This window comes from Xanthomonas sp. F4, from assembly GCF_011761895.1.
Genome location: NZ_JAASQX010000008.1, coordinates 140,377 through 165,492, shown reverse-complemented (window position 1 = coordinate 165,492; position 25,116 = coordinate 140,377). Strand labels below are relative to the sequence as shown.

At 71.1% G+C, this 25,116-nt stretch carries 25 protein-coding genes; 13 read left to right on the top strand and 12 right to left on the bottom strand.

Going from position 1 to position 25,116, the window contains the following annotated elements:
* Window positions 1-2,307, top strand: a complete 2,307-nt coding sequence (locus FHR66_RS19930; RefSeq protein ID WP_160966519.1) for a protein-disulfide reductase DsbD family protein — start codon at window positions 1-3, stop codon at window positions 2,305-2,307.
* On the top strand, window positions 2,304-2,903 hold the full coding sequence (locus FHR66_RS19925) for a TlpA disulfide reductase family protein (protein WP_167088055.1): 600 nt from the start codon (window positions 2,304-2,306) through the stop codon (window positions 2,901-2,903). The genes FHR66_RS19930 and FHR66_RS19925 overlap by 4 nt, the downstream gene beginning before the upstream one ends.
* Before the next feature lie 494 nt (window positions 2,904-3,397).
* Here the strand turns inward: FHR66_RS19925 and FHR66_RS19920 are convergent, their stop codons facing one another.
* On the bottom strand, window positions 3,398-4,795 hold the full coding sequence (locus tag FHR66_RS19920; RefSeq protein ID WP_160966515.1) for an FAD/NAD(P)-binding protein: 1,398 nt from the start codon (window positions 4,793-4,795) through the stop codon (window positions 3,398-3,400).
* Window positions 4,796-4,978: 183 nt separating this feature from the next.
* On the bottom strand, window positions 4,979-6,937 hold the full coding sequence (locus FHR66_RS19915) for a beta-N-acetylhexosaminidase family protein (RefSeq protein ID WP_160966513.1): 1,959 nt from the start codon (window positions 6,935-6,937) through the stop codon (window positions 4,979-4,981).
* Between the two features lie 321 nt (window positions 6,938-7,258).
* Here FHR66_RS19915 and aroQ point away from each other — a divergent pair, with 321 nt between their 5' ends.
* The 4 genes from aroQ (at window position 7,259) to accC (ending at window position 10,089) form a co-directional block, all read left to right on the top strand.
* The gene (aroQ, locus tag FHR66_RS19910; RefSeq protein ID WP_160966511.1) at window positions 7,259-7,705 is read left to right on the top strand and encodes a type II 3-dehydroquinate dehydratase; all 447 of its coding nucleotides are present in this window, start codon (window positions 7,259-7,261) and stop codon (window positions 7,703-7,705) included.
* Window positions 7,706-7,797: 92 nt separating this feature from the next.
* The gene (gene accB / locus FHR66_RS19905) at window positions 7,798-8,280 is read left to right on the top strand and encodes an acetyl-CoA carboxylase biotin carboxyl carrier protein (protein WP_160966509.1); all 483 of its coding nucleotides are present in this window, start codon (window positions 7,798-7,800) and stop codon (window positions 8,278-8,280) included.
* Window positions 8,281-8,357: 77 nt separating this feature from the next.
* Window positions 8,358-8,735, top strand: coding sequence for a four helix bundle protein (locus FHR66_RS19900; protein ID WP_202394629.1), 378 nt, complete (start codon window positions 8,358-8,360; stop codon window positions 8,733-8,735).
* The gene (gene accC / locus FHR66_RS19895) at window positions 8,725-10,089 is read left to right on the top strand and encodes an acetyl-CoA carboxylase biotin carboxylase subunit (RefSeq protein ID WP_048489337.1); all 1,365 of its coding nucleotides are present in this window, start codon (window positions 8,725-8,727) and stop codon (window positions 10,087-10,089) included. Before FHR66_RS19900 ends, accC begins: the two co-directional genes overlap by 11 nt.
* A gap of 200 nt (window positions 10,090-10,289) precedes the next feature.
* Here accC and FHR66_RS19890 read toward each other — a convergent pair whose 3' ends face one another.
* Window positions 10,290-10,646, bottom strand: a complete 357-nt coding sequence (locus FHR66_RS19890) for a hypothetical protein (protein ID WP_160966505.1) — start codon at window positions 10,644-10,646, stop codon at window positions 10,290-10,292.
* Window positions 10,643-11,569: a hypothetical protein gene (locus FHR66_RS19885; protein WP_160966503.1), complete on the bottom strand. Its 927-nt coding sequence runs from the start codon at window positions 11,567-11,569 to the stop codon at window positions 10,643-10,645. Before FHR66_RS19885 ends, FHR66_RS19890 begins: the two co-directional genes overlap by 4 nt.
* Window positions 11,570-11,802: 233 nt before the next feature.
* On the opposite strand from FHR66_RS19885, the gene prmA reads away from it, so the two are divergent.
* The 7 genes from prmA to fis all read left to right on the top strand — a co-directional run bounded on the left by prmA (window position 11,803) and on the right by fis (window position 16,627).
* The gene (gene prmA, locus FHR66_RS19880; protein ID WP_160966501.1) at window positions 11,803-12,723 is read left to right on the top strand and encodes a 50S ribosomal protein L11 methyltransferase; all 921 of its coding nucleotides are present in this window, start codon (window positions 11,803-11,805) and stop codon (window positions 12,721-12,723) included.
* A gap of 169 nt (window positions 12,724-12,892) precedes the next feature.
* Window positions 12,893-13,495, top strand: a complete 603-nt coding sequence (locus FHR66_RS19875; protein ID WP_160966499.1) for a hypothetical protein — start codon at window positions 12,893-12,895, stop codon at window positions 13,493-13,495.
* Window positions 13,495-13,716, top strand: coding sequence for a helix-turn-helix domain-containing protein (locus FHR66_RS19870; RefSeq protein ID WP_160966497.1), 222 nt, complete (start codon window positions 13,495-13,497; stop codon window positions 13,714-13,716). The genes FHR66_RS19875 and FHR66_RS19870 overlap by 1 nt, the downstream gene beginning before the upstream one ends.
* Window positions 13,717-13,763: 47 nt before the next feature.
* Window positions 13,764-14,660 carry an aspartyl protease family protein gene (locus FHR66_RS19865; protein WP_160966495.1) on the top strand — a complete coding sequence of 299 codons (897 nt, stop codon included), beginning with the start codon at window positions 13,764-13,766 and terminating at the stop codon, window positions 14,658-14,660.
* Between the two features lie 198 nt (window positions 14,661-14,858).
* The gene (locus FHR66_RS19860) at window positions 14,859-15,236 is read left to right on the top strand and encodes a helix-turn-helix transcriptional regulator (protein WP_160966493.1); all 378 of its coding nucleotides are present in this window, start codon (window positions 14,859-14,861) and stop codon (window positions 15,234-15,236) included.
* 126 nt (window positions 15,237-15,362) lie between these two features.
* Window positions 15,363-16,238: a DUF3426 domain-containing protein gene (locus tag FHR66_RS21200; RefSeq protein WP_237475291.1), complete on the top strand. Its 876-nt coding sequence runs from the start codon at window positions 15,363-15,365 to the stop codon at window positions 16,236-16,238.
* A gap of 116 nt (window positions 16,239-16,354) precedes the next feature.
* A complete protein-coding gene (gene fis, locus FHR66_RS19850) occupies window positions 16,355-16,627 on the top strand; it encodes a DNA-binding transcriptional regulator Fis (protein WP_003471008.1) in 273 nt (90 codons plus the stop codon).
* A 539-nt stretch (window positions 16,628-17,166) separates the two neighbouring features.
* Here the strand turns inward: fis and FHR66_RS19845 are convergent.
* The 8 genes from FHR66_RS19845 to FHR66_RS19810 form a co-directional block, all read right to left on the bottom strand.
* The gene (locus FHR66_RS19845) at window positions 17,167-18,141 is read right to left on the bottom strand and encodes a phosphatidate cytidylyltransferase (RefSeq protein ID WP_160966491.1); all 975 of its coding nucleotides are present in this window, start codon (window positions 18,139-18,141) and stop codon (window positions 17,167-17,169) included.
* Window positions 18,138-18,770, bottom strand: a complete 633-nt coding sequence (locus FHR66_RS19840; RefSeq protein ID WP_160966489.1) for a lysophospholipid acyltransferase family protein — start codon at window positions 18,768-18,770, stop codon at window positions 18,138-18,140. The genes FHR66_RS19845 and FHR66_RS19840 overlap by 4 nt, the downstream gene beginning before the upstream one ends.
* Complete coding sequence (locus FHR66_RS19835) at window positions 18,767-19,420, bottom strand: CDP-alcohol phosphatidyltransferase family protein (protein WP_160966487.1); 654 nt, start codon at window positions 19,418-19,420, stop codon at window positions 18,767-18,769. Before FHR66_RS19835 ends, FHR66_RS19840 begins: the two co-directional genes overlap by 4 nt.
* Window positions 19,420-20,898, bottom strand: coding sequence for a TIGR04222 domain-containing membrane protein (locus FHR66_RS19830; protein ID WP_160966485.1), 1,479 nt, complete (start codon window positions 20,896-20,898; stop codon window positions 19,420-19,422). Before FHR66_RS19830 ends, FHR66_RS19835 begins: the two co-directional genes overlap by 1 nt.
* A 13-nt stretch (window positions 20,899-20,911) precedes the next feature.
* Window positions 20,912-21,346 carry a hypothetical protein gene (locus tag FHR66_RS19825; protein WP_160966483.1) on the bottom strand — a complete coding sequence of 145 codons (435 nt, stop codon included), beginning with the start codon at window positions 21,344-21,346 and terminating at the stop codon, window positions 20,912-20,914.
* The gene (locus tag FHR66_RS19820; protein ID WP_160966481.1) at window positions 21,343-22,680 is read right to left on the bottom strand and encodes a phosphatase PAP2/dual specificity phosphatase family protein; all 1,338 of its coding nucleotides are present in this window, start codon (window positions 22,678-22,680) and stop codon (window positions 21,343-21,345) included. Before FHR66_RS19820 ends, FHR66_RS19825 begins: the two co-directional genes overlap by 4 nt.
* Complete coding sequence (locus tag FHR66_RS19815) at window positions 22,677-24,431, bottom strand: bifunctional alpha/beta hydrolase/class I SAM-dependent methyltransferase (RefSeq protein WP_160966479.1); 1,755 nt, start codon at window positions 24,429-24,431, stop codon at window positions 22,677-22,679. Before FHR66_RS19815 ends, FHR66_RS19820 begins: the two co-directional genes overlap by 4 nt.
* 64 nt (window positions 24,432-24,495) lie before the next feature.
* Entirely contained in the window at window positions 24,496-25,110 is a 615-nt protein-coding gene (locus FHR66_RS19810) for a CDP-alcohol phosphatidyltransferase family protein (protein WP_160966477.1), read from the bottom strand.
* Window positions 25,111-25,116: the final 6 nt, after the last annotated feature.

The following is a 25,116-nucleotide window of genomic DNA, read 5'->3' as shown; positions in this document are numbered from 1 at the left end:
ATGACCCTGCTGCACCGCCTCGCCGCCCTGTGCCTGCTGGCCGTGGCCGCCTTCCCCGCCCTGGCGATCAGCGAAAAGGACTTGCTGCCGGTGGACCAGGCCTTCGCGCTCAGCGCGCAGGCGCCCGAGCGCGGCCGCATCGCGCTGCATTGGGACATCGCCAAGGGCTACTACCTGTACCGGCACCGCATCGCGGTCAAGGTGATCGGCGGCTTCAAGCCCAACCCGACCCTGCAGCTGCCGGCCGGCCACAAGAAGACCGACCCGTACTTCGGCGAGGTGGAGACCTACCGCGACGCGTTGAACGCGGTGCAGAGCGGCATCGCCGACCCCGGCACCGACCGCGTGCAGCTGGAGGTGCGCTACCAGGGTTGCGCCGATGCCGGCGTGTGCTACCCGCCGCAGAAACGCCTGCTCGAGGTGACCCTGCCGGCCGCCGCCTCCGCCACCGCCGCTGCCGATCCCACGCCGGCGCCGCCGGCCGCGATGGGCGGGCTGCCGGGCAATGGCCTGGGCGCGAGCACTGGCGCCAAGCCGCTGTTCGGCGCCGGCGCCGGCGCCGGCGCCGGCGCGGTGCAGGGCCTGCCGCTGCCCTCGGACCAGGCTTTCCACTTCGAAGCCATCGTCGGCGATGGCAATACGCTGCTGCTGCGCTTCACCCCGGCACCCGGCTATTACCTGTATCGCGACCGCACCGCGCTGGCGCTGGAAGGCGCGCCCGGCATCCGTACCGGTATGCCGCGCTGGCCGCAGGGCAGCTCGCACCAGGACGAGCACTTCGGCAACGTGGTGGTGTACTTCGACCAGACCGAGGTCACCGTGCCGCTGCAGCGCCAGCGCGCCGACGCCACCGCCGCGACCCTGGTGGCGACCTTCCAGGGCTGCCAGACCGACGGCATCTGCTACCCGCCGATGACCCGGCGGGTGAAGCTGGCGCTGCCCAAGGGCAGCGTCACGCCCGCCGACCAGGCCGAGGTCAGCCCGCTGCTGGTGACGCCGCTGGACAGCCGCCAGGCCGACGCCAACGACGCGGCCGCCGCCACGGCCGCCAACGCCCTGCCGGCGACGCCGGACGCCTCGGCGCACAACGCCGCGCGCAGCGCCGCACCGCCGCCGGCCACGCAGAACCTGCGGTGGATCCTGTTGCTGGCGCTCGGCGGCGGTCTGCTGCTGAACCTGCTGCCGTGCGTGCTGCCGATCCTGTCGCTGAAGGTGCTGGGCCTGGCACAGAGCGGCGAGAGCCGCGGCCGTGCCCGCAGCCATGCGCTGTGGTACACGCTGGGCGTGCTCGTCTCCTTCGCCGTGGTCGGCGGCATCGCCGTGGCCGCGCGCCTGCTGTGGGGCTTCCAGCTGCAGCGCCCGGGCTTCGTCGCGGTGCTGGTGTACCTGATGTTCGTGGTCGGGCTGAGCCTGTCGGGCGTGTTCACCCTCAGCGCCAACCTCGGCGGCGTCGGCCAGTCGCTGTCCACGCGCAGCGGCCCGGTCGGCGACTTCTTCACCGGCGTGCTGGCCTGCGTGGTCTCCAGCGCCTGCATCGGCCCGTTCATGGGCCCGGCCCTGGGCTATGCGCTGACCGCACCGCCGGCGATGGCGATGCTGGTGTTCCTGACCCTGGGCCTGGGCCTGGCGCTGCCGTTCCTGCTGATCGGCTTCGTGCCGTCGCTGGCCAAGCGCCTGCCCAGGCCCGGCGCCTGGATGGAGACGCTCAAGCAGGTGCTCGCGTTCCCGATGTACCTGAGCGCGATCTGGCTGCTGTGGGTGCTGGGCAAGCAGCGCGGCGTGGACGCGGTGGCGCTGCTGCTGGTCGGCGCCACCCTGCTGGCGCTGGGCCTGTGGTGGTTCGAGCGCGCGCGCTGGCGCGACCACAAGACCGGCATGCGCCTGGCCGCCGTGCTGCTGCTGGCCGCGCTGGTGCCGGCGTGGAGCGTGACCCGGCTGCCGCCGCCCGGCGCCAGCGTCGAGCGCAACACCGTGGCCTATTCGCCGCAGATGCTCGACCGCCTGCGCACCGACAACCGCGTGGTGTTCGTCAACATGACCGCCGACTGGTGCGTCACCTGCAAGGCCAACGAGCGCAACGTGTTCGACAGCGATGCGTTCCGCGACACCATCAAGCGGGTGGACGCGGTGTACATGAAGGGCGACTGGACCAACGAGGATCCGCGCATCAGCGCCTTCCTCGCCGAGCACAAGGCGGTGGGCGTGCCGCTGTACGTGGTCTACGGGCCCGGCGCGCCGCCGACCGTGTTGCCGCCGGTGCTGAGCCAGGCGGTGGTCGAGGACGCCCTGCTGCGCGCGGCGCGATGACACCCGGCACCGCACGCCTGCTGGCGGTCGCCGCGGTGGCGGCGGTGCTCGGCGTGGCGGCGGCGCACTGGTGGGAACGGCGGACGCCGGCTGTGGCCCCGGCCTCGGTGTCCTCCGCCACGGCCAGCGGCCATGCTGCGGCGGCCCCGGTTGCCGCAGCGCGCCCGGGCGACCCCGCCCCGGCGCTGCGCCTGCCCACGCTCGACGGCGGCCAGCTGAGCCTGGCGCAGTTCCGCGGCCGGCCGCTGCTGGTCAACGTGTGGGCGAGCTGGTGCGAGCCCTGCGTGCGCGAAATGCCGGAACTGGACCGGCTGGCCCGCGCGCAGCCGGCCGACGGCCTGCAGGTGCTCGGCATCGCCCTGGACCGCGCCGAGGACGTGCGCGACTTCCTGCAGCGAGTGCCGATCGGCTACCCGATCGCCCTGGAGACCCCGGGCCCGGCCGACGCCAGCGTGCGCCTGGGCGACACCCAGGGCCTGCTGCCGTACAGCGTGCTGATCGACGCCGACGGCCGCATCGTCAAGCAGAAGCTCGGCCCGTTCGCGCCGGGCGAAGTCGAGGGCTGGGCGGGCGGTGGCGCGCAGCCCTCGCGTTAGCCGATGGCCGCACCCGCCGGTGCGCGCTCTTGTGGGAGCGACTTCAGGGCACCTCTAATAACTCACGTTGCCGCGACTCAAACGAACATGTCGTGCCACCTTCGTAGGAGCGGCTTCAGCCGCGACGGGCCTTCCCGGGAAAGCCCGTCGCGGCTGAAGCCGCTCCTACAGGAGGGCTCGCGTAGTCATCAAAGGTGTCCTTCAGTCGCGACGAAGCATTCCCGATAACGCCTCGTCGCGGCTAGGCCGCTCCTACACGCGCCTTTCAGAAGTATGCGGAGGCTGCCCTGCAGTCGCGACGCGATGCCAGGTCACGCCCGTCGCGATCGAAGTCGCTCCCACAGAGGCTTGCGGCGAACCCGCCGAATGCGCTGTGGGAGGGACTTCAGACCCGACGCATGGCATGGCGCCATCGGAAAGCACCCCACTTCACGCGTCGCGGCTGCGTGGCGGTCGACGCCCACACCACCTCCACGCCGCACTGGATCAGCCCGCTACAACACCTGCCGCTGCCGCGCATCGCTAGCACCCTCATCGCCAGTCCGTGCCTGCGCCAGCGCCGCCAGCTCCTCGGCCAGGCGCTGCGCGGCGGTACGCAGCTCCGGCACCGCGGTGATCTCCCACAGGCCGCCGCGCAGCAGCGGGCCCAGGCAGTACAGGCCGGCGACCGGCTGGCCGCCGGCGTCGCGCACCCGCAGCCGCGGATCGACCGCCAACCCCAGGCCCAACGGATCGGCCTGCAGCAGGCCGGCCTCGCGCATCGCCGCGACCAGCGGATGGCTGGTGCGGGCGACGTCGGTATCCAGCCCGGTGGCGCGGATCAGCACGTCGAACTGCTCGGTGCGCGCGCCGCGGTCGGCGCGGTCGCGGATCACCGCCTCCACGGCATCGTCGCCCAGGCGCGCACGCAGCAGGCGCCCGGCGCGGATCCGCAACTGTCCCTGCTGCTGCATCTGCGCCAACGCGGTGGCCGCAGCCGGCGCCAGACGGTGCCGTGCCACTTCCCAGTACGGCCGCAAATGGCGCAGGAAACGCGCGCGCGCCGCCGGCGCCAGGCCGCTCCAGAACGGCTGCAGGTGCGGACGCAGCGCATCCACCACGCAGCGCCAGTCCTCCACCACCGTGGTCAGCTGGCGCAGGCTGCGCACCAGGCCGCGCAGGTCGTGGCTGCGCAGCGCCTGCACGACGCTGGGCGGCAGGCTCACCGGTGCGCCCGGCTGCGGCAGATGCGCCTGCGGCGCCAGGCCGCGCCGCGACAAGGCGGTGATCGCGCCGCGGTGGCCGCGCCGGCGCAGGGTCAAGGCCACGTCGGCCATGGTCAGGCCGGTGCCGACCAGCAACAGCCGCGCCTGCGGCGGCACCGTGTCGAGCACGCCGTCCTGCCACGGCCAGCCGATGTAGCGCCGGTGCACCGCCAGGCGCGGGCCGATGCCCGGCAACGCCGCCGGCGGCAGCGCGCCGATCGCCAGCACCACCACGTCGCTTGCGAAGTCCTCGCCGTTGGCCAGGAACACGCGGAAGCCCTGCGGATCGCGCTCCAGCGCCACTGCCTCCTGCGCCAGCGGCACCACCTCGGTCGCCGACTCCGCCAGCGCGGCGGCCAGGTGCTGTTCCAGGTACTGGCCGTACTGCAGCCGCGGCAGGAACGCCATGCCCTGCGTGGCGTCCAGGTGCAGCGCCGCGGCGAACCCGCCCGGATCCTGCGGATCCACGCCCAGGTCCTTGGCGCGCACGTTCAACAGGTGCTCCGGCCGCGCCGCGCCATAGGCGACGCCGCGGCCGAAGGTGTCGGCCATGCCGACCAGGGTGACGTGGCTGGCGGTGCCCTGCCTGGCCAGCGCCGCGGCCAGCGCGTTGCCGCAGAATCCTGCGCCGATGATCGCAATTCGCATGGCTGGCACCTTGGCCGCTCGGGGCATCCTTTGTGCCCCGGATGCGACGCACGGGTGTAAATCGCCGGTTAATGCGTGCGCTGCGCGGCATGGCGATCGGGCATCAGCACATGGGCGATGCCCATGAGCAGGTCTGGGCCACCGGCGCGCGGACCCGCCGATCCGCCACGGCCCGCCGTCTCGCTAGCGCGCCGGCAGGCGCTCCACCAGGCCGGGCGCATCGGCGACGAAGCTGTCCAGCACGCCATCGGCGACCTTGACCGGGCCGCCGAAACGGGTGGCGCCGGGGATGGAAGGGATCGCCGCGGCCTGCGCGGCAAGCTGCCCGGCCATGGTAAAGGCCTGCGCGGCCGCCGAATCGCCGGCGAGCGCCTGGTTCAATCCGTCCACGCTCAGGCGCAGCGCGCGGCCCCACAGCGCGGTCGCGTCCAGCCATGGCGCCGCCTCGGCCACGAACGCGCCGGTGGCGGCACCGGCACGGATGCGCTGCGGTGCCGCCGCCAGGTCGTCGGCCGCCTGGCCCAGCGCGGCCAGCGCCGCGGCGCGGGCGGCCGGATCGCCGTCGGCCAGCGCATCGCGGGTGGCGTCGATCAGCGCCTTGAGCCGCGGCGCCTGCGGCTGCCAGGGCAGATGGCCGAAGGTCGGCGCCAGGTGCTGGGTGTCGAAGAAGGTCAGCAGCGCGTCGGCCACCTGCACATCCCCGCCGGCCAGGTCGCGCGCGGCCGCGCGCCAGGTGCGCGGCGCGTCGTAGCCGCGGTCGTTCCAGGCGAAGGCCAGCACCCCGGCCACCGCCGGCCGGCTGGCCACCTCCTGGTTCATCGGGTTGGCGACGATGCCGCTCAGCTCCGCCGACAACCCGGCCTGGCGGCGGTCGTACGGCGCCAGCAGCAGGCGCCCGGCGGTCTCGGCGAAGTCGTTGACCGGATAGTTGTCCCACAGCAGCGTCTTGCGCCCGAACGCCTTGGTCGCGTTCTTCGCATCGCTCACCGAGATCGACGCCGGGACCACGTCGGTGCCGGTCCACTGCACCACTACGCGCGGATCCAGCGCCTGCCGCAGCGTCGCCTTGTACGGCGACTCGGTGACGTTGTAGTACTCGGTCGGCACCATGATCAGCGCGCCGTGGCCGGCCGCGGCGATGTCCGCCTGCACCGCGTTGAGCAGCTGCGCCTGCGCGGTGGCGGCGGCCTGCTCGCTGGCGGCGCCGAACGCGGTGGCGTCGCCGGGGCAGTTCCACTTGGTGTATTCGATGTCGTCGAAGGCGATGTAGAAGCTGCGCACGCCGCGTGCGCGCAGCGCGGCGAACTTGCGCCGGATCGCCTGCAGGTCGGCCGCATCGCTGTAGCAGATCGACGGCCCCGGCGAGAGCGCATAGACGAAGTTGATGTGCTCGCGGTTGGCGACCGCGGCCAGCCGGCCCAGCGCCGCCAGCGTGGCGGCCGGGTACGGGGCGCGCCAGCGGTCGCGCGCGAACACGTCGTCCTTAGGGCTATAGATATAGGTGTTGGCCTTGAAGCGGGCCAGGAACGCCAGGTGCGCGGCGCGCTCGGCCATGCTCCACGGCTTGCCGTAGAAACCCTCGATCGTGCCGCGCACCGGCATCGCCGGCGCGTCGGTCACCGCCACCGAGGCGATGCGCCCGTGCGCAACCAGCTGCCGCAAGGTCTGCGCCGCGTGGTACAGCCCGTCGCCGTCGCGGCCGGCCAGCACGATCAGCGTGCCGCGGCCGCGGGCCATGCTGCCCAGCGCATAGCCTTCCGCGCGCTCGGGCACGTCCAGGTCGATGGCGGCCAGCGCGTCGCGCACCGGCGCCGCGTCGACCGTGCCGAGCACCACCGACACCGCTTGCGGATCGCGCGGCAGCGCGCTGGCGCGGCGAATGCGGGAGACCCCGGCGTCGCGCAGCACCGTGCGCACCAGCGCGTCGGTGGCCGGGTCGGGCGCTCCGGCCTGCACCAGCACCACCGACGGCCCAAGCGGCAGTTCCGGCCCAAGCAGGCGCAAGGCGGTCGGCGCCGGGTACACCGCCGGCAGCGTCGCCGGCGCCGCCGCCACTGCGGGGGTGGCGATCGCCCCGGCCAGCAGCGCAAGCGCCAGGATGGAGCAGCCAAGGCCGCAACGGCCAGCGCGGTCGGTTCGCATGCGCCCACTCCTGATTGGTCTTTCAGTGATTTTCAAATGGTATATACCACTTCCAGGAGCGTCGCCGCGCTCCCGTGGCGACATCTGAAATGCCGCCGTCCCATGCTGCAGCGACACTTGCGCGGCGCACGCAGGATGCGACATAAACGTAGGCGCCAGCGGGCGCCGTCCCGCGCCGCCGACGCCAATCAGGCCCGCCGCATGCGCACTGCGGCCCGGCGGCAAAATCAAACATTTGTTTAAAACACCCGCAACTTCGCCGAACTGGACAGCAATGCCGGCTTCGCGCAGACTGCCGCCCTTTCCGCTGCTTTGTTCCCGATGGCGCGACTGTTGCTGCTGCACGGCCCCAACCTCAACCTGCTCGGCACCCGCGAGCCGGGCGTGTACGGCCATGCCACCCTGGCGCAGATCGATGCCGCGCTGCAGGCCCAGGCCAGCGCCGCCGGCCACCAGCTGGAGAGCCTGCAGTCCAACGCCGAGCACGTGCTGGTGGAGCGGGTGCAGGCCGCGCGCGGCGACGGGACCGCCTTCATCCTGATCAACCCGGCCGCCTTCACCCATACCTCGGTGGCGCTGCGCGACGCGCTGGCGGCGGTGGCGATCCCGTTCATCGAGATCCACCTGTCCAACCCGCACAGCCGCGAGCCGTTCCGCCACCACAGCTATTTCAGCGACCACGCGGTCGGCGTGGTCTGCGGCTTCGGTGCCGACAGCTACCGCTACGCGATGGACGCGGCGCTGACCCGGCTGGGAGCGGCCGCATGAGCCGCGCCCACGCCCAACCGGCACCGCACACCCCCGTCTGAGTCCCCGGGCCGCGCGCCCGGTCTTTTTCAAAGTCACTTCACGAGGCCGTTATGGATCTCCGCAAAATCAAGAAACTGATCGACCTGCTGGAAGAATCGAATCTCGCCGAGATCGAGATCAAAGAAGGCGAGGAAAGCGTGCGCCTGGCGCGCACCCCCAAGGGCATGACCGCCAGCGCGCCGCAGTACCTGGCCGCCGCCCCCGTGGCCGCGCCGGCCGCCGCCGCGCCGATGCCGATGAGCTCGCCCACCGAGGCCTCCACCGGCGGCAGCGCCAAGCCCGGCAACGCCCTGCCCGAGGGCCACGTGCTGCGCGCGCCGATGGTCGGCACCTTCTACACCTCGCCGTCCCCGGACAAGCCCGCCTTCGTCAGCGTCGGCCAGTCGGTCAAGGCCGGCGAGACCCTGGCGATCATCGAGGCGATGAAGATGTTCAACCCGATCGAAGCCGACGTCTCCGGCACCATCGTCGCGATCCTGGGCGAAAGCGGCCAGCCGGTGGAGTTCGACCAGCCGTTGTTCGTGATTGGCTGAGACGCCGGGATTGGGGAATCGTGATTCGGGATTCGCAACAGCGGCCTCACGAGCGCCTGGACGTCTGGCGCGACGCGATGGCGCTGGTGGAAGCGACCTACCGGCTCACTCAGGATTTCCCGGATGCCGAGCGCTTCGGACTGACAGCCCAGATGCGGCGCGCCGCGATCAGCATTCCCTCCAACATCGCCGAGGGCGCCGCGCGGCGCTCCACCGCCGAGTACCTGCGCTATCTGTCGATGGCGCGGGGTTCGCTGGCCGAGTTGGATACGCAACTGCAGATCGCGACACGGCTGCAATTCTGTGCGACCGACGCGGCAACCCATGATCTCTTGAACCGCACGTTCTCCAGGCTCAACGCATTGATCCGCACGCTGGACGATTCGCGACACCTGCGCGATGCCGGCGCCCTTTACGAATCCCCAATCTCGAATCCCGAATCCCATGCTCGATAAAGTCGTCATCGCCAATCGCGGCGAAATCGCGCTGCGCATCCTGCGCGCGTGCCATACGCTCGGCATCCGCACGGTCGCGGTGCATTCCACCGTGGACCGCAACCTCAAGCACGTGGCCATGGCCGACGAGTCGGTGTGCATCGGCCCGGCGCCCTCGTCGGAGAGCTACCTCAACATCCCGGCGCTGATCGCCGCGGCCGAGGTCACCGACGCCCAGGCCATCCACCCCGGCTACGGCTTCCTGTCGGAGAACGCCGACTTCGCCGAGCGCGTGGAACAGTCCGGCTTCATCTTCATCGGGCCCAAGGCCGACACCATCCGCCTGATGGGCGACAAGGTCGAGGCGATCCGCGCGATGAAGGCCGCCGGCGTGCCGTGCGTGCCCGGCTCGGGCGGCCCGCTGGGCGAGGACATCGTCGCCAACACCAAGATCGCCCGCGAGATCGGCTATCCGGTGATCATCAAGGCCGCCGGCGGCGGCGGCGGCCGCGGCATGCGCGTGGTGCATTCGGAGGCCGCGCTGAAGGCCGCCATCGAGACCACCAAGTCCGAGGCCAAGGCCGCTTTCAGCAACGACCAGGTGTACATGGAGAAGTTCCTGGAGAACCCGCGCCACGTGGAGATCCAGGTGCTGGCCGACGGCCAGGGCAACGCCATCCACCTGGGCGAGCGCGACTGCTCGATGCAGCGCCGCCACCAGAAGGTGGTGGAGGAAGCGCCGGCGCCGGGCATCACCGAGGAACTGCGCAACGAGATCGGCAAGGTCTGCGTGGACGCCTGCATCCGCATCGGCTACCGCGGTGCCGGCACCTTCGAGTTCCTGTTCGAGAACGGGCGCTTCTACTTCATCGAAATGAACACGCGCATCCAGGTGGAGCACCCGGTCACCGAGCGCATCACCGGCATCGACCTGGTCTGCGAGCAGTTGCGCATCGCCGCCGGGCACAAGCTCAGCATCAAGCAGAAGGACATCGTCCTGCGCGGCCATGCGATCGAGTGCCGCATCAACGCCGAGGACCCGGAAACCTTCATGCCCAACCCGGGCCTGATCACCGGCTTCCACCCGCCCGGCGGCCCCGGCGTGCGCGTGGACACGCACATCTACAGCGGCTACAAGGTGCCGCCGAACTACGACTCGATGATCGGTAAGCTGATCGTGCACGGCCCCGACCGCGAGACCGCGATCGCGCGCATGCGCGTGGCGCTGAGCGAGATGGTGGTGGACGGCATCAAGACCAACATCCCGCTGCAGCAGCGGATCATGCGCGACAAGGGCTTCCAGGCCGGCGGCCAGAACATCCATTACCTGGAAAAGCGCCTGGCCGAACGCAAGAACAAGTCGATCGCGTTGTAGGAACGGCTGGGATTCGGGATTCGGGATTTGGGATTCGCTAGAGCCGGCTTCGGATCGATGCCGGCAGGCGCAAAGGGCGCGGCTTCGATGGACCCATGGTCTTGCCGGGCTTCGGGTCGCAGATGCGCCCAGCCGCACCTGAAAGATCCGGATCTGGATCCGCTTTTGCGAATCCCGACCTCCCCAATCCCGAATCCCGGCTATTTCCCCTGCTGCGTCCCCGTCACCGGCTCCACGCCCAGGCTCGAGGTCGGGCTGACGATCATCACCGTCTCGGTGGAGCCGTCCGGCCAGACGATCTGGAAGGTGCTGCCCGGGGCCAGAGTGGAGAACGGCATGCCGCTGTTGGCGCGGTAGATCGCCGCCACCTGCGCGGCGCCGGCGCGGCGCACGTCCGGCGCGGAGTGCGCCGTGGTCAGTTCGACCTTGGACAGGCCGCGGTAGCGCTGTTCGGCGGTGTCGATCAGCAGCAGGCCCGCCGCCGCCGCCGAATAGGCGACGAAGGCCAGGACCCAGAACCAGAATTTGGCGCCATGCAGCCATCGCCGGTAATTCATGAGCCTGCTCCCGTGGTGTCCACCAGTCGGTTGACCATGTCGTTCATCGTGTCCGTGCCTTGCCGCGGAACCGCGGCGTCATAAACAAAACTGCTGAAATCCTGGCTGGGGTCGCGCGAGCAGATCCCGCCGTTGGCGCAATAGCGGGTCATCAGCTCGCTGTCCGGGCCGCAATCCAATCCCAGCCTGCAGGCGGCCAACTGCCAGGCCAATTCGGAAAACTGGGTGCCGGCCACGCCGCCATCCATGCCGTCGTCGCCGCTGGCGGCCAGGCCCATCGCCGGCGCCAGTGCCACGTAAGCATCGGGATCGCCGGACGCGCGCACCCGCGCCACCAGATCGCGCTTGTACTCGGCGCCGGCATGCAACGGCTGGCCCAGCGCCAGCAGCGCCGCTTCGGCGGCCAGGTTGCCGCCGCGCGCGGCCTGCACCCGCTGGGCGACGATGGCCTGGCGGGTCAGGCCGTCGCCGGGCAAGAACCCGGCGCAACGGCGGCCGACGCGGGCACGCGCCTGCACCATCTGCGCCGAGGTCGGCAGGCGGGCGTCGGCGATCGCGCGGGTATCGGCCCCGTAGCCGACCGGGTCCATCGCGTAACCGGCGCAGTAGTCGTAGATGCGGCTGAGCCGCCAGGACGCCTCGGGATCGCCGTGCGCGGCGGCGATCGACAGCTGCTGCGCGGCGCGGTAGAGATCGGCGCCGCGTTCGCCCTCGGCATCTGCACGCGGGCGCATCGGCGCCGAGGACGGCACGGGCGCGGTGGCAGGCGCGGCGGGCGCAGGGGCGGCAGCGGACGCCACCGCAGTCGACGGCGCGGCCACCACTGGTGCCGCCGGCAGCGACAGCGCGCGATAGGCGACCACGCCCAGCAACAGCGCGGCGGGCGCCAGCAACAGCCAGGTTGGACGGGACACGACGGGCATGCGCGAGAGAGCCGGACAACGGGCAGAAGCGCAGCCGGACCCCCTGTCGCCCGGTGCTGCGAGCCGGCAGTCTACCCCAGGCCGCGGCCATGGCATGCGCCAAATGGCGCCGCAGCACGGACGCGCGGACCGGCGGCACGGACGAACGGCACGACGCGCCAGCACAGGCCGCATCCAGCGCGAGGTCCGCCGCCCGTCTAAGATGCGCCCTTCCCCCCATTGCCCACCGACCGATGCCGTTCCTCGAACTGACCCTGCGCTGCACCGACGCCACCCAGCCCCGCTACGAGACTGCGTTGGAGGATGTCGGCGCGCTGGCGGTGACCCTGCTCGATGCCGACGCCGACACCAGCAACGAACGCGCGATCCTGGAGCCGGGCGTGGGCGAGACACCGCTGTGGGGCACGCTGGTGCTCACCGCCCTGTTCCCCGAGGAACAGGACGCGCTGGTGCTGCTGGCCGCGCTGGAAGCGTTCGACCCCGGGCTGGACTGGACCCAGGCCACGTTCCGCAAGGTCGACGACCAGGATTGGGAGCGGGCCTGGCTGGACCAGTTCCAGCCGATGCGCTTCGGCACGCGTACCTTCATCGTGCCGTGGAACCATGACCTGCCGGAGGAGGCCCGCGGCGCCGACGCCGCGGTGGTGCGCCTGGACCCGGGCCTGGCGTTCGGCTCCGGCACCCACCCGACCACCGCGCTGTGCCTGCGCTGGCTGGACGCGCTGGCCACCGACGGCGTCCTGGCGCAGGCGCGCGTGCTCGATTTCGGCTGCGGTTCGGGGATCCTGGCACTGGCCGCACTGAAGCTGGGCGCCGCCGCCGCGGTGGGCGTGGACAACGACCCGCAGGCGCTGCTGGCCAGCCACGACAACGCCGAGCGCAACGCCGTGGGCGAGCGCCTGGCGGTGTACCTGCCCGCCGACGAACCGGCGGCCACCTATCCGGTGGTCGTGGCCAACATCCTCGCCTCGGCGCTGGACGCGCTGGCACCGACCCTGGCCGCGCGCGTAGCGCCAGGCGGGCGCATCGCCCTGTCCGGCATCCTGCACGGCCAGGAACAGGAACTGCTGCAGCGCTACGCGCCGTGGTTCACCCAGCTGCGCACCGAGCAGGACGGCGACTGGATGCGCATCGACGGCGTGCGTCGCGGCTGATTCGTCATACCCGATCCGACGCGCCGTCGCACCCGGCGCCGACCGGCCCGCGGCAGGGGCAGCGGGTAGGCACATGGACCGGACCTGCACGCCCTGCAAATTAGCTCTTGATTAATTATCGTAAAAAGATAATTATCGCCGCGTAGCGCACCGACGCGGAGGCAGCATCATGCGGCATCAGGGGAAAGAGGACGGCGGGGCAACACCCGCGGCAGGCGACGCGCTTGCTCGCCGGGGAAGGGTGTTCTTCGCCATCGCGTGCGCCGTGATGGCGCTGATGGCGGCAACTGCCGCACTTCAGGTGCTCTTGCTGCTTTTCCGTGTCGGGGACCACGCCGGCATGCTGCATGGCGGGTTCGCCTTCATCCTGCCGCAGGCGCATGATGGCGCGATGCCGGCCGGTTTCGTGGCGATCTCACGCTATGCAGGTTGGCAGTCCGCCTTGGCGGCTGCGCTGCTGACGTTGCGTCTGATTCCGGGTTTAGTGATCCTGTCCGGGCTGATCGGTCTGTTCCGTCTTTATGCCCGACACCTGATTTTCACCGCCGCCAATGAAGCGCTGGTGCGTCGGATCGCATGGGCGCTCATCGCCTATGCCGTCGTCCCGCTCATGACCCATGCCGTGCTCTATGCCGCCGACATGAGCCCGGTCGCCATCAAGCTGGAACTCCGCCAACTCGACGCGGCGGTCCTTGGCATCCTGCTGTTCGCGTTCGTGAACGTCGTCGCCGTCGGTGCGGAGATCGAACGCGACCGTGCCGGGTTCTTTTGATGCCGATCGTCATCCGGCTCGACGTCATGCTTGCGAAGCGGAAGATGCGGTCGAAAGATTTGGCGCGTGCGATCGGCGCGACCGAGGCCAACCTGTCGCTGTTCAAATCGGGGAAGGTCAAAGGACTGCGCTTCGAGACACTGGAAGCGATATGTCGGGAGCTGGACTGCCAGCCCGGCGACCTTCTCGAATACGACCCGGACACGCCGTCGCCCCCCTGATCAGCCGCGCTCAGCGCGCCCTCGCCCCCTCAATGATGGAGAAGCCCATGCGTCCGATGTCGGCGCTCGTCGCCTCGTGCCTGTTGCTCAGCCCCCATGCCGAATCCTCCGTGCCGCTGACCCCGGCGGGGAACGGCCATTTGGTCGTGCCTGCCTTCGTCAACGGCAAGGGGACCGTGCCCTTCATCCTCGACACCGGGGCTGACGGAACACATGTCTATCAGTGGTTCGCCAAGCAGCAGGCGTTGGAACCGGGCCTGCCCATCAGCGTGGAGGGCATGACCGGAGCGGCGATGATGCCGACCTATCGACTCGACAGCCTCACGGTCGATGGCCGCACGATGCGCAACGTCGAGGCCACCGGCTTGCCGGATCGCAAGGACGCCGAGGTCGCGGCGGGGGTGACGGGCAACGACCTGATGGACGGTGCGATCGCAATCTTCGACTTCCCGTGCCGCGAAGTCTCGCTGCGCCCCAAACCCGTCTCGATGCGCCGCATCCTCACCAAGGATGCAGTGATGCTCCAGGGCGGGACCGTCGTCGACGGAACGCAACTGACGCTGCCTGTCACCGTCAACGGCGTGGCGGGAATCGCCGTGCTCGACACGGGTTCGCGCGGGACGCAGATCAATCCGGCGTTCGCACGTGCCGCGCATCTCGATGTGGATGGCCCGTCTTTCCGGCGCGGGGAGACGCTCTACGGCGCGGCATCGGAGGCAAGGGAAACGCGCGAAGGCGAGGTCGACGCGGTGGCATTCGCAGGTCGCCGCGTGGACCGTCTCACCGTTCGCGTGGCCGATCTGCCAGTGTTCAAAAGCTTCGGGTTTGGCCAGGAGCCGGCGATGATCCTGGGCATCAACGCGATGATGGGGCAGCGCCTGGTCTACGACCACCAGGCAAAGCGGTTCTGGTTCGATCGCTCGCGCTGCGAGGCACCTGAATAAGCCAGCACCACCCCGCGGCGCATGGTCGACGCTTTGCGCGATTGGGCGCGTGGAACGGGAAAACGGGAAAGCGTCGGGGGCCGCAGAGGGCGGGCTCGCGACGAAGATAGTATCGCTAACATTCGACCAATAGGCAGCGCTACGAACCAACCGCAACGACCGGCACGGCTATATCTCGCCTCCCTTGCGGAGGTGCGTGTGAACAGCAAGCTGTACCAACGGGTGCGCGAAGCGCGCAAGCTGACCGGCCTCACCCAGGAGGCCCTGGCGCTGGACCTGGGCGTGACCCGCAGCGCCGTGGCGCAGTGGGAAATGGCCGAAGGCACAGCGCCGGCGGTGGAGCACCTGATCGCGCTGGCCCGCCGCAGCGGGCTGAGCTTCGAGTACCTGGCCACCGGCCGCGGCGAGCGGGTGTTCGGCGAACCGATCGCCGCGGACGCCGCCGCCATCGGCGAACTGCCCAACCAATACCAGTTCACCGACCAGCAGTTGCGCCTGCTGGAGCGCTTCGAAAGCCTGAGCCCGCGGCAGCGCGCCGGCTTGCTCGACCTGCTCGACACCCGCAAGTCGCGCTGAGCAGGCCGCGGGACCCTCGCGCCGTGACGCGTCTAGCGCTGACAAAGGCCACGATCCAGCGGTAGCGCGCTGCAGATCCAGCCGGCGCATGCTTGAATACGGCTCTCGCCGTCGTCGCCCGCGCGCATGCCCGATCGCACTCCGCCCCGTCCCAGCCTCGCCACCTTGCTGCGTCAGCCCGATCCGTCCGCCACGCAGGACGAGGCACCGGTCGCGCCGGCAGCGGGCGACGATGCACCGGCGGCAGCGCTGACCGACACGGCAGCACCGCCCGTAGCGCCAAGCGTCTCGCCAGCGTCTGCGAACGCGAAGCCGAGCAAGACCGAGGACGACGCCGACACCAACGCGCACCACGCCGCGCGTGACACGGACCTGGGGGCGCTGCCGTCAGCGCCCGCATCGGCGACGGACCCCGCACCAACACTGGCACCGACTACGACCGCGGCCATCGGTACCGCCCCCATCGCGCCTGCGTCCGCCGCCACTGCCGCCCCGAGCTTCCTGCATGGCCCACGCGCGCGGCGCCCGGTGCTGCACGCCGCGCCGTGGCAGTGGATCGCGCTGGCGGGGCTGGGCCTGCTGCTGGCGCTGCAGATCCTCATCGCCGATCGCCAGCGTCTGGGCGCCGACCCGCGCTGGCGGCCGTGGGTGGCCGGGGTGTGCCAGGTCCTGCGCTGCAGCGTGCCGGCCTGGCGCGAGCCGGCGGCCTTCACCATGCTCAGCCGCGAGGTGCGGCCGTTGCCCGGCCATGCCGGCACCCTGCAGGTGCAGGCGACGTTCCGCAACGACGCACGCTGGGCGCAGGCCTGGCCGCTGCTGCAACTGTCGCTGGCCGACACCGACGGCCGCACCATCGGCAGCCGCGTGCTGCGCCCGCAGGAGTACCTGGGCCGCGCACGCCCGGACAGCGCCACATTGGAGCCGGGACAGAGCGCACAGATCGCGTTCCAGGTGCGCGAACCGGCCGCCGAGACTGCGGCATTCAGTTTCGACTTCCACTGAGAACGCTGCGTTCGGGCACTGCGCCATGGCAGCGGCGCAGGCCACGCGCTAGACTCGTCCCCCCGCGCCGGCCCTCCTGCCGTCCGGCGCCGCTGTCATCCGGGGATCCGTCGAACTTGAACGCCGCCACCACTCGTCCTGACTCCAGTCGCGGCGCGCCGAAGCCGCCGCTGCGCGAACACGTGGCGCAATCGGTCCGCCGCTACCTGCGCGACCTCGATGGCTGCGACGCCGACGACGTGTACGAGATCGTGCTGCGCGAGATGGAGATCCCGTTGTTCGTGGAAGTGCTCAACCATTGCGAAGGCAACCAGAGCCGCGCCGCGGCGATGCTGGGCATCCATCGCGCCACGCTGCGCAAGAAGCTCAAGGAATACGGGCTGGCTTGAGGGCCGGGATTCGGGATGATCAGCCTGCGGCTGTTGAAAGCCGGGATTCGGGATTGCAGCATCCTGTCCTGCAGGACTTGAGTGGCAAGCGATCCGACACAGCACGCGACGCTGGTTGTAAGCGCTGCGCATCATCCTTGTAGGAGCGGCTTCAGCCGCGACGCCTGAAACCTGCATCGCCTCGCGAGGCGATGTCGAGCGAAGTGTTGCCGCGAAGAAGCAGCGAGCGCCGAAGGCCGCACATTGCCATGTGGGAGGGGCTTCAGCCCCGACGCGACACTGGCTGAAGCGCCAGGGCTGCAGCCCTGCTGCAACGAATGCCATGCCACCACCTGGCCGCAAAGCGCGATCGCATCACCCAACCTCCATCGCCGACAGACGAACGGCGATGGGAATCCGAAAGAAATTCCTACCCGCTTGCTGCGCGATCGGCCCCGACGCGCTATCGGGAAGGCATCGCGGCTGAAGCCGCTCCTACGCACGCACAGCGCGCGACACTCCAGCGAATCCCGAATCCCGACATCCCCAATCCCCGCCCCTCACACCCATCCATAACGGATCAGGTGGAAGAACACCGGCGCGGCAAAGCACACCGAATCCAGGCGATCGAGCACGCCGCCGTGGCCTTCGATCATGTGGCCCCAGTCCTTGATGCCGCGGTCGCGCTTGATCGCCGACATCACCAGGCCGCCGAAGAAGCCCATCAGGTTGGCGACCAGCGCCAGCGCGAACGCCTGCAGTGGCGAGAACGGGGTGATCCACCACAGCGCCGCGCCCAGCAGGCTGGCCGAAAGGATGCCGCCGAAGAAGCCTTCCACGGTCTTGGACGGCGACAGCCTGGGCGCGATCAGGTGCTTGCCGATCAGCTTGCCCCACACGTACTGCAGCACGTCCGAGGACTGCACCACGATCACCAGGAACGCAAACAGCAGCAGGTTGCGGCCTTCGTAGCCGGGAATCTTCAGGTTCAGCAGCGCCGGCACGTGCGAGATGCAGAACACGCAGATCATCAGCCCCCACTGCACTTTCGCGGTGCGCTCCAGGTAGCGCGTGGTGTCGCCGCCGATGGTGGACAGGATCGGCAGCACCAGGAACGCATAGACCGGGATCAGCAACGTGTACAGGCCGTACCAGTCGCTCCACACCAGCCAGTACTGCCACGGCAGCACCACATAGAACGCGGCCAGCAGCGCGTAGTAGTCGCCGCGCCGGGTCGGGGTGAGGGTGATGAACTCGCGCAGTGCGAACAGCGACACCAGCGCGAACAGCACGATCACGCCCAGGCGGCCGAAGGCGAACGCCAGCGCCACCACCGCGGCCATCACCCACCAGGCGCGGATCCGCGCCACCAGGTTGTCCAGCACCGCGCTGGGTCGTCCGCGCGCGCGCCAGCGCAGGGTCTCGGCGATCAGCGTGGCCACGATCAGCACCGTGGCGATGCCCAGGAACAACCACACCGTCTGTTGCCGCAGCGAGGACTGCTGCAGGTGTTCGCTCAGCGCGATCGGATTCATCGGGCCGCCTCCGCCTGCTCCGGCGCCAAGGCCAGCAAGGCCGCACGCGCGCGATCGAGGAAGGCCTGCTTGTCCTCGCCGGCGCCCAGCCGCAGCGGCTCGCCGAAGGTGGTGGTGCACAGCAGCGGCAGCGGCAGCCACATGCCCTTGGGCATCACCCGCTTGAGGTTGTCGATCCACACCGGCACGAACTCCAGTTCCGGCCGCTGCCGCGCCAGGTGATAGAGACCGCTCTTGAACGGCAGCAGGCCATCCTCGGTGTTGCGCGTGCCTTCCGGGAACAGGATCAGCGAGCCGCCGGCGTCGACCGCCTCGCACAGGCAGGCGATCGGATCGCGCTGGCGCTGCTGCGGATCGCGCTCGATCAGCACGCCGTTGAACACGGCATGGATCAGGTAGCGACGCAACGCGTCGCGCTGCCAGTAGTCGGCCGCCGCCACCGGCCGCACCTCTCGCCGCAACGGCGCCGGCAACGACGACCAGATCAGCACGAAATCGCCGTGGCTGGCGTGGTTGCCGTAGTACACGCGGCGCTCGCTGGACGGCATGCAGCCGCGCCACAGCGCACGTGCGCCGGTGAGCAGACGGATCGCGGCGCTGCAGCCGCGGGCGATCAGGCGGGCGATCATGTCCACTCCAGTTCGCGCACGATGGCGCGCACGCGCATCACGATGGTCAGCGCGGCGGCGGCGATCAGCAGCGCCAGCGCCACGGCCAGGATCATGTGGGCCAGCGTGGCGTGCTGCAGCAGCAGCGCCGCGGCCGCCGCCAATGCGGCCAGCGACAGCCAATGCATGCGCTGCACGCGCGCCATCGGCCCCTGCAGCGGTTCGCGCACCGCGCAGGCCAGGCCGAGCATGCGCACATAGGCGGTGCCCACGCACAGCAAGGCGGCGGCCCAGCCCAGTTCCGCGCCGATGCCCAACACCGGCTGCAGGCCATAGCCCACGCCCAGGCACACCGCCACATCCGACAGCCGGTCCGGCGCCTCGTTGTACACCGCACCGGCACGGCCGATCAGTTGCGCCTGATGCGCCAGCAGCCCGTCCAGGCGGTTGCACAGCAGCCGCGCCTGCAGCGCCAGCGCCGCCAGCACCAGCAGCGCGGCGGCATTGAGCGGCGGCTCGCGCCAGGCCAGGGCGAACATCAGCGCGGCCAGCACTGCGCACGCCAGCCCGGTCCACGACACGCCGTTGGGCGTGGCCCCGCGCGCGCGCAACGCCAGCGCCAGGCGCGCACGCCACTGCGCACGCCGCACCTGCCAGGTCGAACCGGCCATCAGTCGCCGCCTCCACAACCGCCGCAGCCACCGCCGCCGCAACTGCTGCCGCAACTGCCGCCGCCGTCGCTGCTGCCACCGCCGCCACCGCAATTATTGGTCGACGCGTTACCACCGCCACCGTTGGACAGCGGCGAACGCAAGGCGTGGTAGTCGGCCCAGGGCGTGGTCATCAACACACTGGTGCCGGCCAGGGCCAGCGGCAGCGCCAGGTGCGAACCGGGCGCCAGCGAGGGAGCAGCGACGCCGTCGCGCCAGGCCGCATCGCGATCGGCCAGCAGCGCGTCGCCGACGACGCTGCGCCGCGGCGGTGTGAGCAGGAAGCCGAGCGCAACGACCGTGACCACCACCATCGCCGCCACCAGGAAGCCGATCGGGCGCTGCAGCTGCAGGCCGATGCGCAGCTTCAGCAGACCCACGGTCCACAGCGCCAGCAACGGTGCGGCGCCGAACAGGCGCGCACACAGGGCCTGCGCATGGCCCAGCCATAGCCCCTTGGCGACCAGGGCCCGGCGCAGCGGTGCGGCGTCGCGCCGCAAGGCGGCCAGCGCCTGCTGCAGCTGCGGCTGCGCGCGCACGATCGCCAGCGCGCGCTGCAGCGCCGGCGGTGCGGCGACCCGGGTGTGTTCCAGCCGCGCGTGGCGGCGCAGGCGCGGGTCGGCTTGCAGGCGCACCGCGCCGGCCGCCAGCAGCAGGGCCAGTTGCTGATCGGCGACGCGCTCGCTGCCGCCGGCCAGATACGCCAGCTCGGCCGGATCCAGCGGCGCCTCGGTGTCGCCGCCGCGCAGTCCGCGTACGGCCAGGCGCAGCCGCGCGCCCAGGCTCCAGGCCAGGCCGATGCCGGCCAGGAACAGCAGCAGGAACGGCGGCCCGGGCCAATGCAGCGGCGAGTGCGGGCCGTTGCCCTGCCAGAGCACCGCGAACAGCAGCGCCACGCCCAGGATCCAGCCCCACAGGGCGACGCCGCCGCGCGCGCGGACCACACGGCGCGTGCCGGCCTGGCGCGGTGCCGGCGCGGTCGGCGCGCCGGCCGGGGCCGGCCAGCACGCCAACGGCGGCTCGCCGAAGTGATGCCAGTAGTGCCCCAGCGTGGCCTTGTACTGCGCCTGGAAGCGCTCGGCGTCGGCCGGGTCGCCGCGCCCGGGTTGATGATGCAGGGTGATCCGCAGCACCTGCGGACAGAACCGTTGCCAGTACTCGCGGGTGTCGGTGAGGTGGGTATGCCAGACCTGGTCGACCAGGGCGCTGGGCGTCACCTCCTCGCCGGCCACGCAGGCCAGGAAGCAGAAGCGCCGGTACTCCTCGACCGCCCGCGCGGCCAGCGCCTGCGACACGTTGGCTTCCTTGGCGACGCGGCGCACGAACGCCGGCAGCGCCGCTTCGCCGTCGCCGAAACGGTAGGCCTGCAGGCGCTGCCACAGCGCGTGCCGGGCCGCATCCACCTCGGAGCGCAAGGTCGTTGCGGGTTCGTCGGTCATGGCGTCTGCCTCCTCATGCAAACTGCCCCGTGCACAGCGCCAGTACCAGCGCCAGCAGCTGCACCACGAGCGCGATCAACTGCCGCCGCAGCAGGCGGCGCATGCCCTGCCAGCGCGCCAGCCAGTCGCGCGGCGGCGGCAGCGTGCACAGCAGGCCCAACCTGTGCAGGACCGCGTCCAGATCGGCACCGGCGCGCGCTGGATCCGCTTCGGCCAGCACTGCCTCCAGCAGATCCGCATCCAGGCCGACCCGCGCCGCCCAGTAGCGCTGCAGCAGGCCGGCCAGCGCCGAGCATCCGCACAGCGCCGCGGCGAGCACGGCGCCGGTGCCGGCATACCAGGCGACCAGCAGCAGGGCCGTTGCCAACACCACCTGCGACAGCCGGTCCAGTGGCGCGCCCTGGCGCAGCACGGCCGCCATCGTGTGCAGTTCCAGCGACGCGCTCATGCCGGCAGCTCCTGCGCCTGCAGCGACGCCGGCGGCGCAGTGCAGGCGGCGGCGATGGCGGCACGCTGCGCCGGCCCCAGCACGATGCGTGGCGCGCGCGCCTGCAGCAGCGCCAGCGCGTCGTCCACGCTGACAGCGCGGCCGCTACGCAGCAGCCAGGTGGCAACGGCGGCCGCGCTGCGCGAATAGCCCAGCGCGCAGCAGGCCAGCACCGGGCCGTGCACGCGCGCCGCTTCGATCGCGTCGGCGGCCGCACGCAGGGCCGCGGCCGGCGGCGCCACCAGGTCCAGCATCGGCACCACGCGGTCGTGCGCCTGCGCCGGATGCAACGACAGTTCCGCGCTGACGTCGACCACCGCGGCGAAGCGCGTGCGCTCGCCGCGGCCGGGCATGCGCCCGAGCCAGACGCCGTCGGCGATCGCGCGTGGCGCCGGATCGCGCCAGGTCCAGGCGCGCGAGTTCAGCCACGCGGCAACCAGGTACGGCGCGTACAACCAGCGCGCGGCCAGGCTCAGGCGGCCGTCGGTGCGCTTCTGCAAACCGAGCGGACCGAGCAGCGCGTAGCTGAGCGCGACCAGCAGCAGCGACAGCCCCGGCCACAGCAGCCACCAGCCGGCGCCACCGAGCGCGCGTGCGGCGGCCACGCAGGCCACGCTGCCGAGCAGGTACAGCGCGGCCAGGCGCCAGCGCCGCGGATCGCGCGCGAGTGCCGCCGCGGGCAACGGCGCGGCGATGCGCTCCGGCCATAGCCACACGCACAGCCAGCCGGCGGCCAGGCCGGTAGGCACATCCAGGAAGTGATGCTGGTAGGTGGTCAGCACCGACAGCCCGATCAGCGCGAACCAGCCGTGCAGGGCCAGCCGCGGCAGCCCGTGCAGGTGCTGCGCGTAGCGCACCCACAGCACCACCAGCAGCACGATGTGCAGCGACGGCGCCTGGTTGAACGGCTTGTCGAAGCCGAGCAGCACCGCGAACAGCCAGCCGAACACGCCCTCGGTGGGTGGCCGCTCGAAACCGAAGCGCAGCGGCCACAGCAGGAAGCAACCCACCGCCAGCAACTGCGCGGTGAGCAGGCGCCGCGCATGCGTGTCCAGTTCGGCACGCGTGCGGCACACGAAGAACGAGGCCACGTAGAACAGGTCGATCGACCAGTACGGCACGATGGTCCACGGCCAGAACGGGATCTGGGTTTCCCAGGCGAATGGCAGCGACGGCACGTCGACGCGACGCGCGGCCAGCGTGTTGGCCAAGCCGTAGCTGAGGAAGAAGAACGGCCCCAGCAGCGCCAGCCAGACCAGCGCACGCCGCCACGGCCGCGCGGCGGCAACGCTCATGGCGCGATCCGCTGCGCCAGCGACACAGTGAAGATGCCCCAGTCGTCGATGCGCTGCTCCAGCTTGCGGAAGCCGGCCGCGCACACCAGCTCGTCCATCTCCTGCTGGGTACGCCGGCGCATCACCCAGGCCGCACCGCCGCGGTGGCTGGTCAACGCGCGGGCGATGAATTCCAGCTGCGGGTGCCAGGGTTGACCGGTGTAGGCCAGGTAACCGCCCGGCTCCACCGCCGCGGCCACGCCCTGCAGCGAGCGCAGCACCTGGTCGTTGTCCGGGAACAGCTCGTACAGGCCCGACACCACCGCCAGCGTCGGCCGCGGCTGCAGCGCCGCCAGCGCGTCGCGGTCGAAGGCATCGCCCTGCTCGAAGCGGGCGATGTCGGTGGCGCCGAGCGCGGCGATCAGCGCGCGGCCCTGCGCCACGTTCAAGGGACTGAAATCGCGCAGCAGGATCGCGTCGGCGCGCTGGCTGCCACCGGCCAGCGCTTCCAGTACGTAGCGGCCATGGCCGGCGGCGATGTCCAGCGCGCGCACCGGCAGGCCGGCGGCGCGCAGGCGCTGCATCGCCAGGCCCAGCAGTTCGTGCAGGTGCTGGCGACGCACGCGGATGCCGCGCCAGCCGATCGCATCCAGGTAGTTGCGGTCGATCATCCGCCCCAACGGGCCGCGCCCGGCGGCCTGATCGCGGTAGATGTAGTCCAGCGTGCTGCCGGAATCGAAGCCGGTCTGCAGGCCCAGCGCGATGCCCTCGGACAGCCGCCCACCCAGGCGCAGGCCGGCGCGCACGCCGCGCCAGCGCAGGTCCTGCAGGCTGTAGCGCTCCGGCGGCCAGGCCAGGCGCTCGGCTTCCTCGAAGGTCGGGCCATGCCGGTGCGCCTGCAGCAGGCTGGGCAGCGCCGGCGCGGCGGCGAAGCGCTCGCGCACGAAGCGGCGGATCTGCGCCAGCGCCGGTGCGCGGTCGCGCTCGCCCAGGGTGTCGTGGAAGAAACCGGGCAGCAGGTGGCGCTCCTTCACCGGCGAGGACAAGCGCTCGTAGAAGCGATCCTGCGGCCCGCGATGCACCACGAAATCGCTGCCAGACACCAGCAGCTGCACCGGCACGGTGATCGCCTGCGCGTCGCCGACCACGCGGTCGGCCGCCGCATACAGACCCAGCAGCACCCGCACCGAGATCGGCCGGGTGATCAACGGATCGCTGCGGTAGCTCTCGACCCGCGCCGGGTCGTGGGTCAGCCACTGCGGCTTGACGTAGCTGTTGACGAAGAAGTTGCCGCGCAACTTCTGCATCAGGGCCAGCCCGGGCCGTGCGAACGGCACGTACAGCTTGACCTTGAACGCCGGCGAAGCCAGCACCAGCGCGCGCAGCGGCGGCGCGTAGTCGTGCACCCAGGTGCTGGCGACCACCGCGCCCACGCTCTGCGCGATCACCACGATGTCCTGCACGGCGATGCCGTGGACCTGCCCGATGTGCGCGACGAAGCGGTCCAGGTCGCGCACCAGCGCCGGGAAACCGGGCGCGTCGCCGCGCGCGCCGGGCGAGCGGCCGTTGCCGCGCGCATCCCAGGCGAACAGCGCGCAGTCGTCCAGGCCCAGTTCCTCGGCCAAGTGCATGACCCGCCCGGAATGCTCGTGGCCGCGGTGCAGCAGCACGATCGCCCGCGGCGGCGCCACCGGCGCGGTTGCCGGCCAATGCCGGTAGAACAGCCGTGTGCCGTCGAAACTGGCGAATTCGCTTTCGTTGACCTGCCGCATCCGTTGCCGATGTCCTGTCTGTGGTGAATCCATGTATCCCGCGGCCCGCAATGGCCGCACCCGCTCAGTCGCGCGCGTCCGCCTCGCGTAATCCGGCCGCGACGCGGCGCACCGCCGTCGACACGCACAGGAACGCCACCACCCCAGCGAAGCCATTGACGGCTGGTGCGCCGGGTAAGCCACAGGCCAACAGCACCCCCAGCACGCCGACGTAGAAGGCGCGATCGCTCTTGCCCATCGGCCCATCGTAGCGGCGGCTGGCGCCGACCATCAGCCCGAGCACGCCGGCATATTCGGTCAACGCCGCGCCCAGCACCATCAACCACACCCAGCCGCCCATCACGCCCGGCACGCTCAGCAGGCTCAGGTACAGCGCCGCATCGGCGACCACGTCGCACAGTTCGTTGAGGTAGGCGCCCAGCCGCGACTGCTGGCCGAACTCGCGCGCCAGCATGCCGTCCACCGCGTTCAAGGCCATCCGCAGCAGCATCCACACCGGCAGCAGCGCATACCACAGCGGCTGCGCCGCGCCTTGCGCGTAGACCACCGCGGCGACCAGCAGCGACAGCAGCGCCGCGGCCACCGTCACCTGGTTGGCGGTGACGCCGAGTCGGTCCAGCACGCGCACGCCCGGCCGCAGCAGGTCCTGGAAACGTCCTTTGAGGGCATAGATCGACACGCGCGT

Excerpts from the sequence above, each read along its gene's own strand:
- FHR66_RS19930 (WP_160966519.1), top strand. The coding sequence starts at position 1 with ATGACCCTGCTGCACCGCCTCGCCGCCCTGTGCCTGCTGGCCGTGGCC.
- FHR66_RS19925 (WP_167088055.1), top strand. The coding sequence starts at position 2,304 with ATGACACCCGGCACCGCACGCCTGCTGGCGGTCGCCGCGGTGGCGGCG.
- FHR66_RS19920 (WP_160966515.1), bottom strand. The coding sequence starts at position 4,795 with ATGCGAATTGCGATCATCGGCGCAGGATTCTGCGGCAACGCGCTGGCC.
- FHR66_RS19915 (WP_160966513.1), bottom strand. The coding sequence starts at position 6,937 with ATGCGAACCGACCGCGCTGGCCGTTGCGGCCTTGGCTGCTCCATCCTG.
- aroQ (WP_160966511.1), top strand. The coding sequence starts at position 7,259 with ATGGCGCGACTGTTGCTGCTGCACGGCCCCAACCTCAACCTGCTCGGC.
- accB (WP_160966509.1), top strand. The coding sequence starts at position 7,798 with ATGGATCTCCGCAAAATCAAGAAACTGATCGACCTGCTGGAAGAATCG.
- FHR66_RS19900 (WP_202394629.1), top strand. The coding sequence starts at position 8,358 with ATGGCGCTGGTGGAAGCGACCTACCGGCTCACTCAGGATTTCCCGGAT.
- accC (WP_048489337.1), top strand. The coding sequence starts at position 8,725 with ATGCTCGATAAAGTCGTCATCGCCAATCGCGGCGAAATCGCGCTGCGC.
- FHR66_RS19890 (WP_160966505.1), bottom strand. The coding sequence starts at position 10,646 with ATGAATTACCGGCGATGGCTGCATGGCGCCAAATTCTGGTTCTGGGTC.
- FHR66_RS19885 (WP_160966503.1), bottom strand. The coding sequence starts at position 11,569 with ATGCCCGTCGTGTCCCGTCCAACCTGGCTGTTGCTGGCGCCCGCCGCG.
- prmA (WP_160966501.1), top strand. The coding sequence starts at position 11,803 with ATGCCGTTCCTCGAACTGACCCTGCGCTGCACCGACGCCACCCAGCCC.
- FHR66_RS19875 (WP_160966499.1), top strand. The coding sequence starts at position 12,893 with ATGCGGCATCAGGGGAAAGAGGACGGCGGGGCAACACCCGCGGCAGGC.
- FHR66_RS19870 (WP_160966497.1), top strand. The coding sequence starts at position 13,495 with ATGCCGATCGTCATCCGGCTCGACGTCATGCTTGCGAAGCGGAAGATG.
- FHR66_RS19865 (WP_160966495.1), top strand. The coding sequence starts at position 13,764 with ATGCGTCCGATGTCGGCGCTCGTCGCCTCGTGCCTGTTGCTCAGCCCC.
- FHR66_RS21200 (WP_237475291.1), top strand. The coding sequence starts at position 15,363 with ATGCCCGATCGCACTCCGCCCCGTCCCAGCCTCGCCACCTTGCTGCGT.
- FHR66_RS19845 (WP_160966491.1), bottom strand. The coding sequence starts at position 18,141 with ATGAATCCGATCGCGCTGAGCGAACACCTGCAGCAGTCCTCGCTGCGG.
- FHR66_RS19840 (WP_160966489.1), bottom strand. The coding sequence starts at position 18,770 with ATGATCGCCCGCCTGATCGCCCGCGGCTGCAGCGCCGCGATCCGTCTG.
- FHR66_RS19835 (WP_160966487.1), bottom strand. The coding sequence starts at position 19,420 with ATGGCCGGTTCGACCTGGCAGGTGCGGCGTGCGCAGTGGCGTGCGCGC.
- FHR66_RS19830 (WP_160966485.1), bottom strand. The coding sequence starts at position 20,898 with ATGACCGACGAACCCGCAACGACCTTGCGCTCCGAGGTGGATGCGGCC.
- FHR66_RS19825 (WP_160966483.1), bottom strand. The coding sequence starts at position 21,346 with ATGAGCGCGTCGCTGGAACTGCACACGATGGCGGCCGTGCTGCGCCAG.
- FHR66_RS19820 (WP_160966481.1), bottom strand. The coding sequence starts at position 22,680 with ATGAGCGTTGCCGCCGCGCGGCCGTGGCGGCGTGCGCTGGTCTGGCTG.
- FHR66_RS19815 (WP_160966479.1), bottom strand. The coding sequence starts at position 24,431 with ATGCGGCAGGTCAACGAAAGCGAATTCGCCAGTTTCGACGGCACACGG.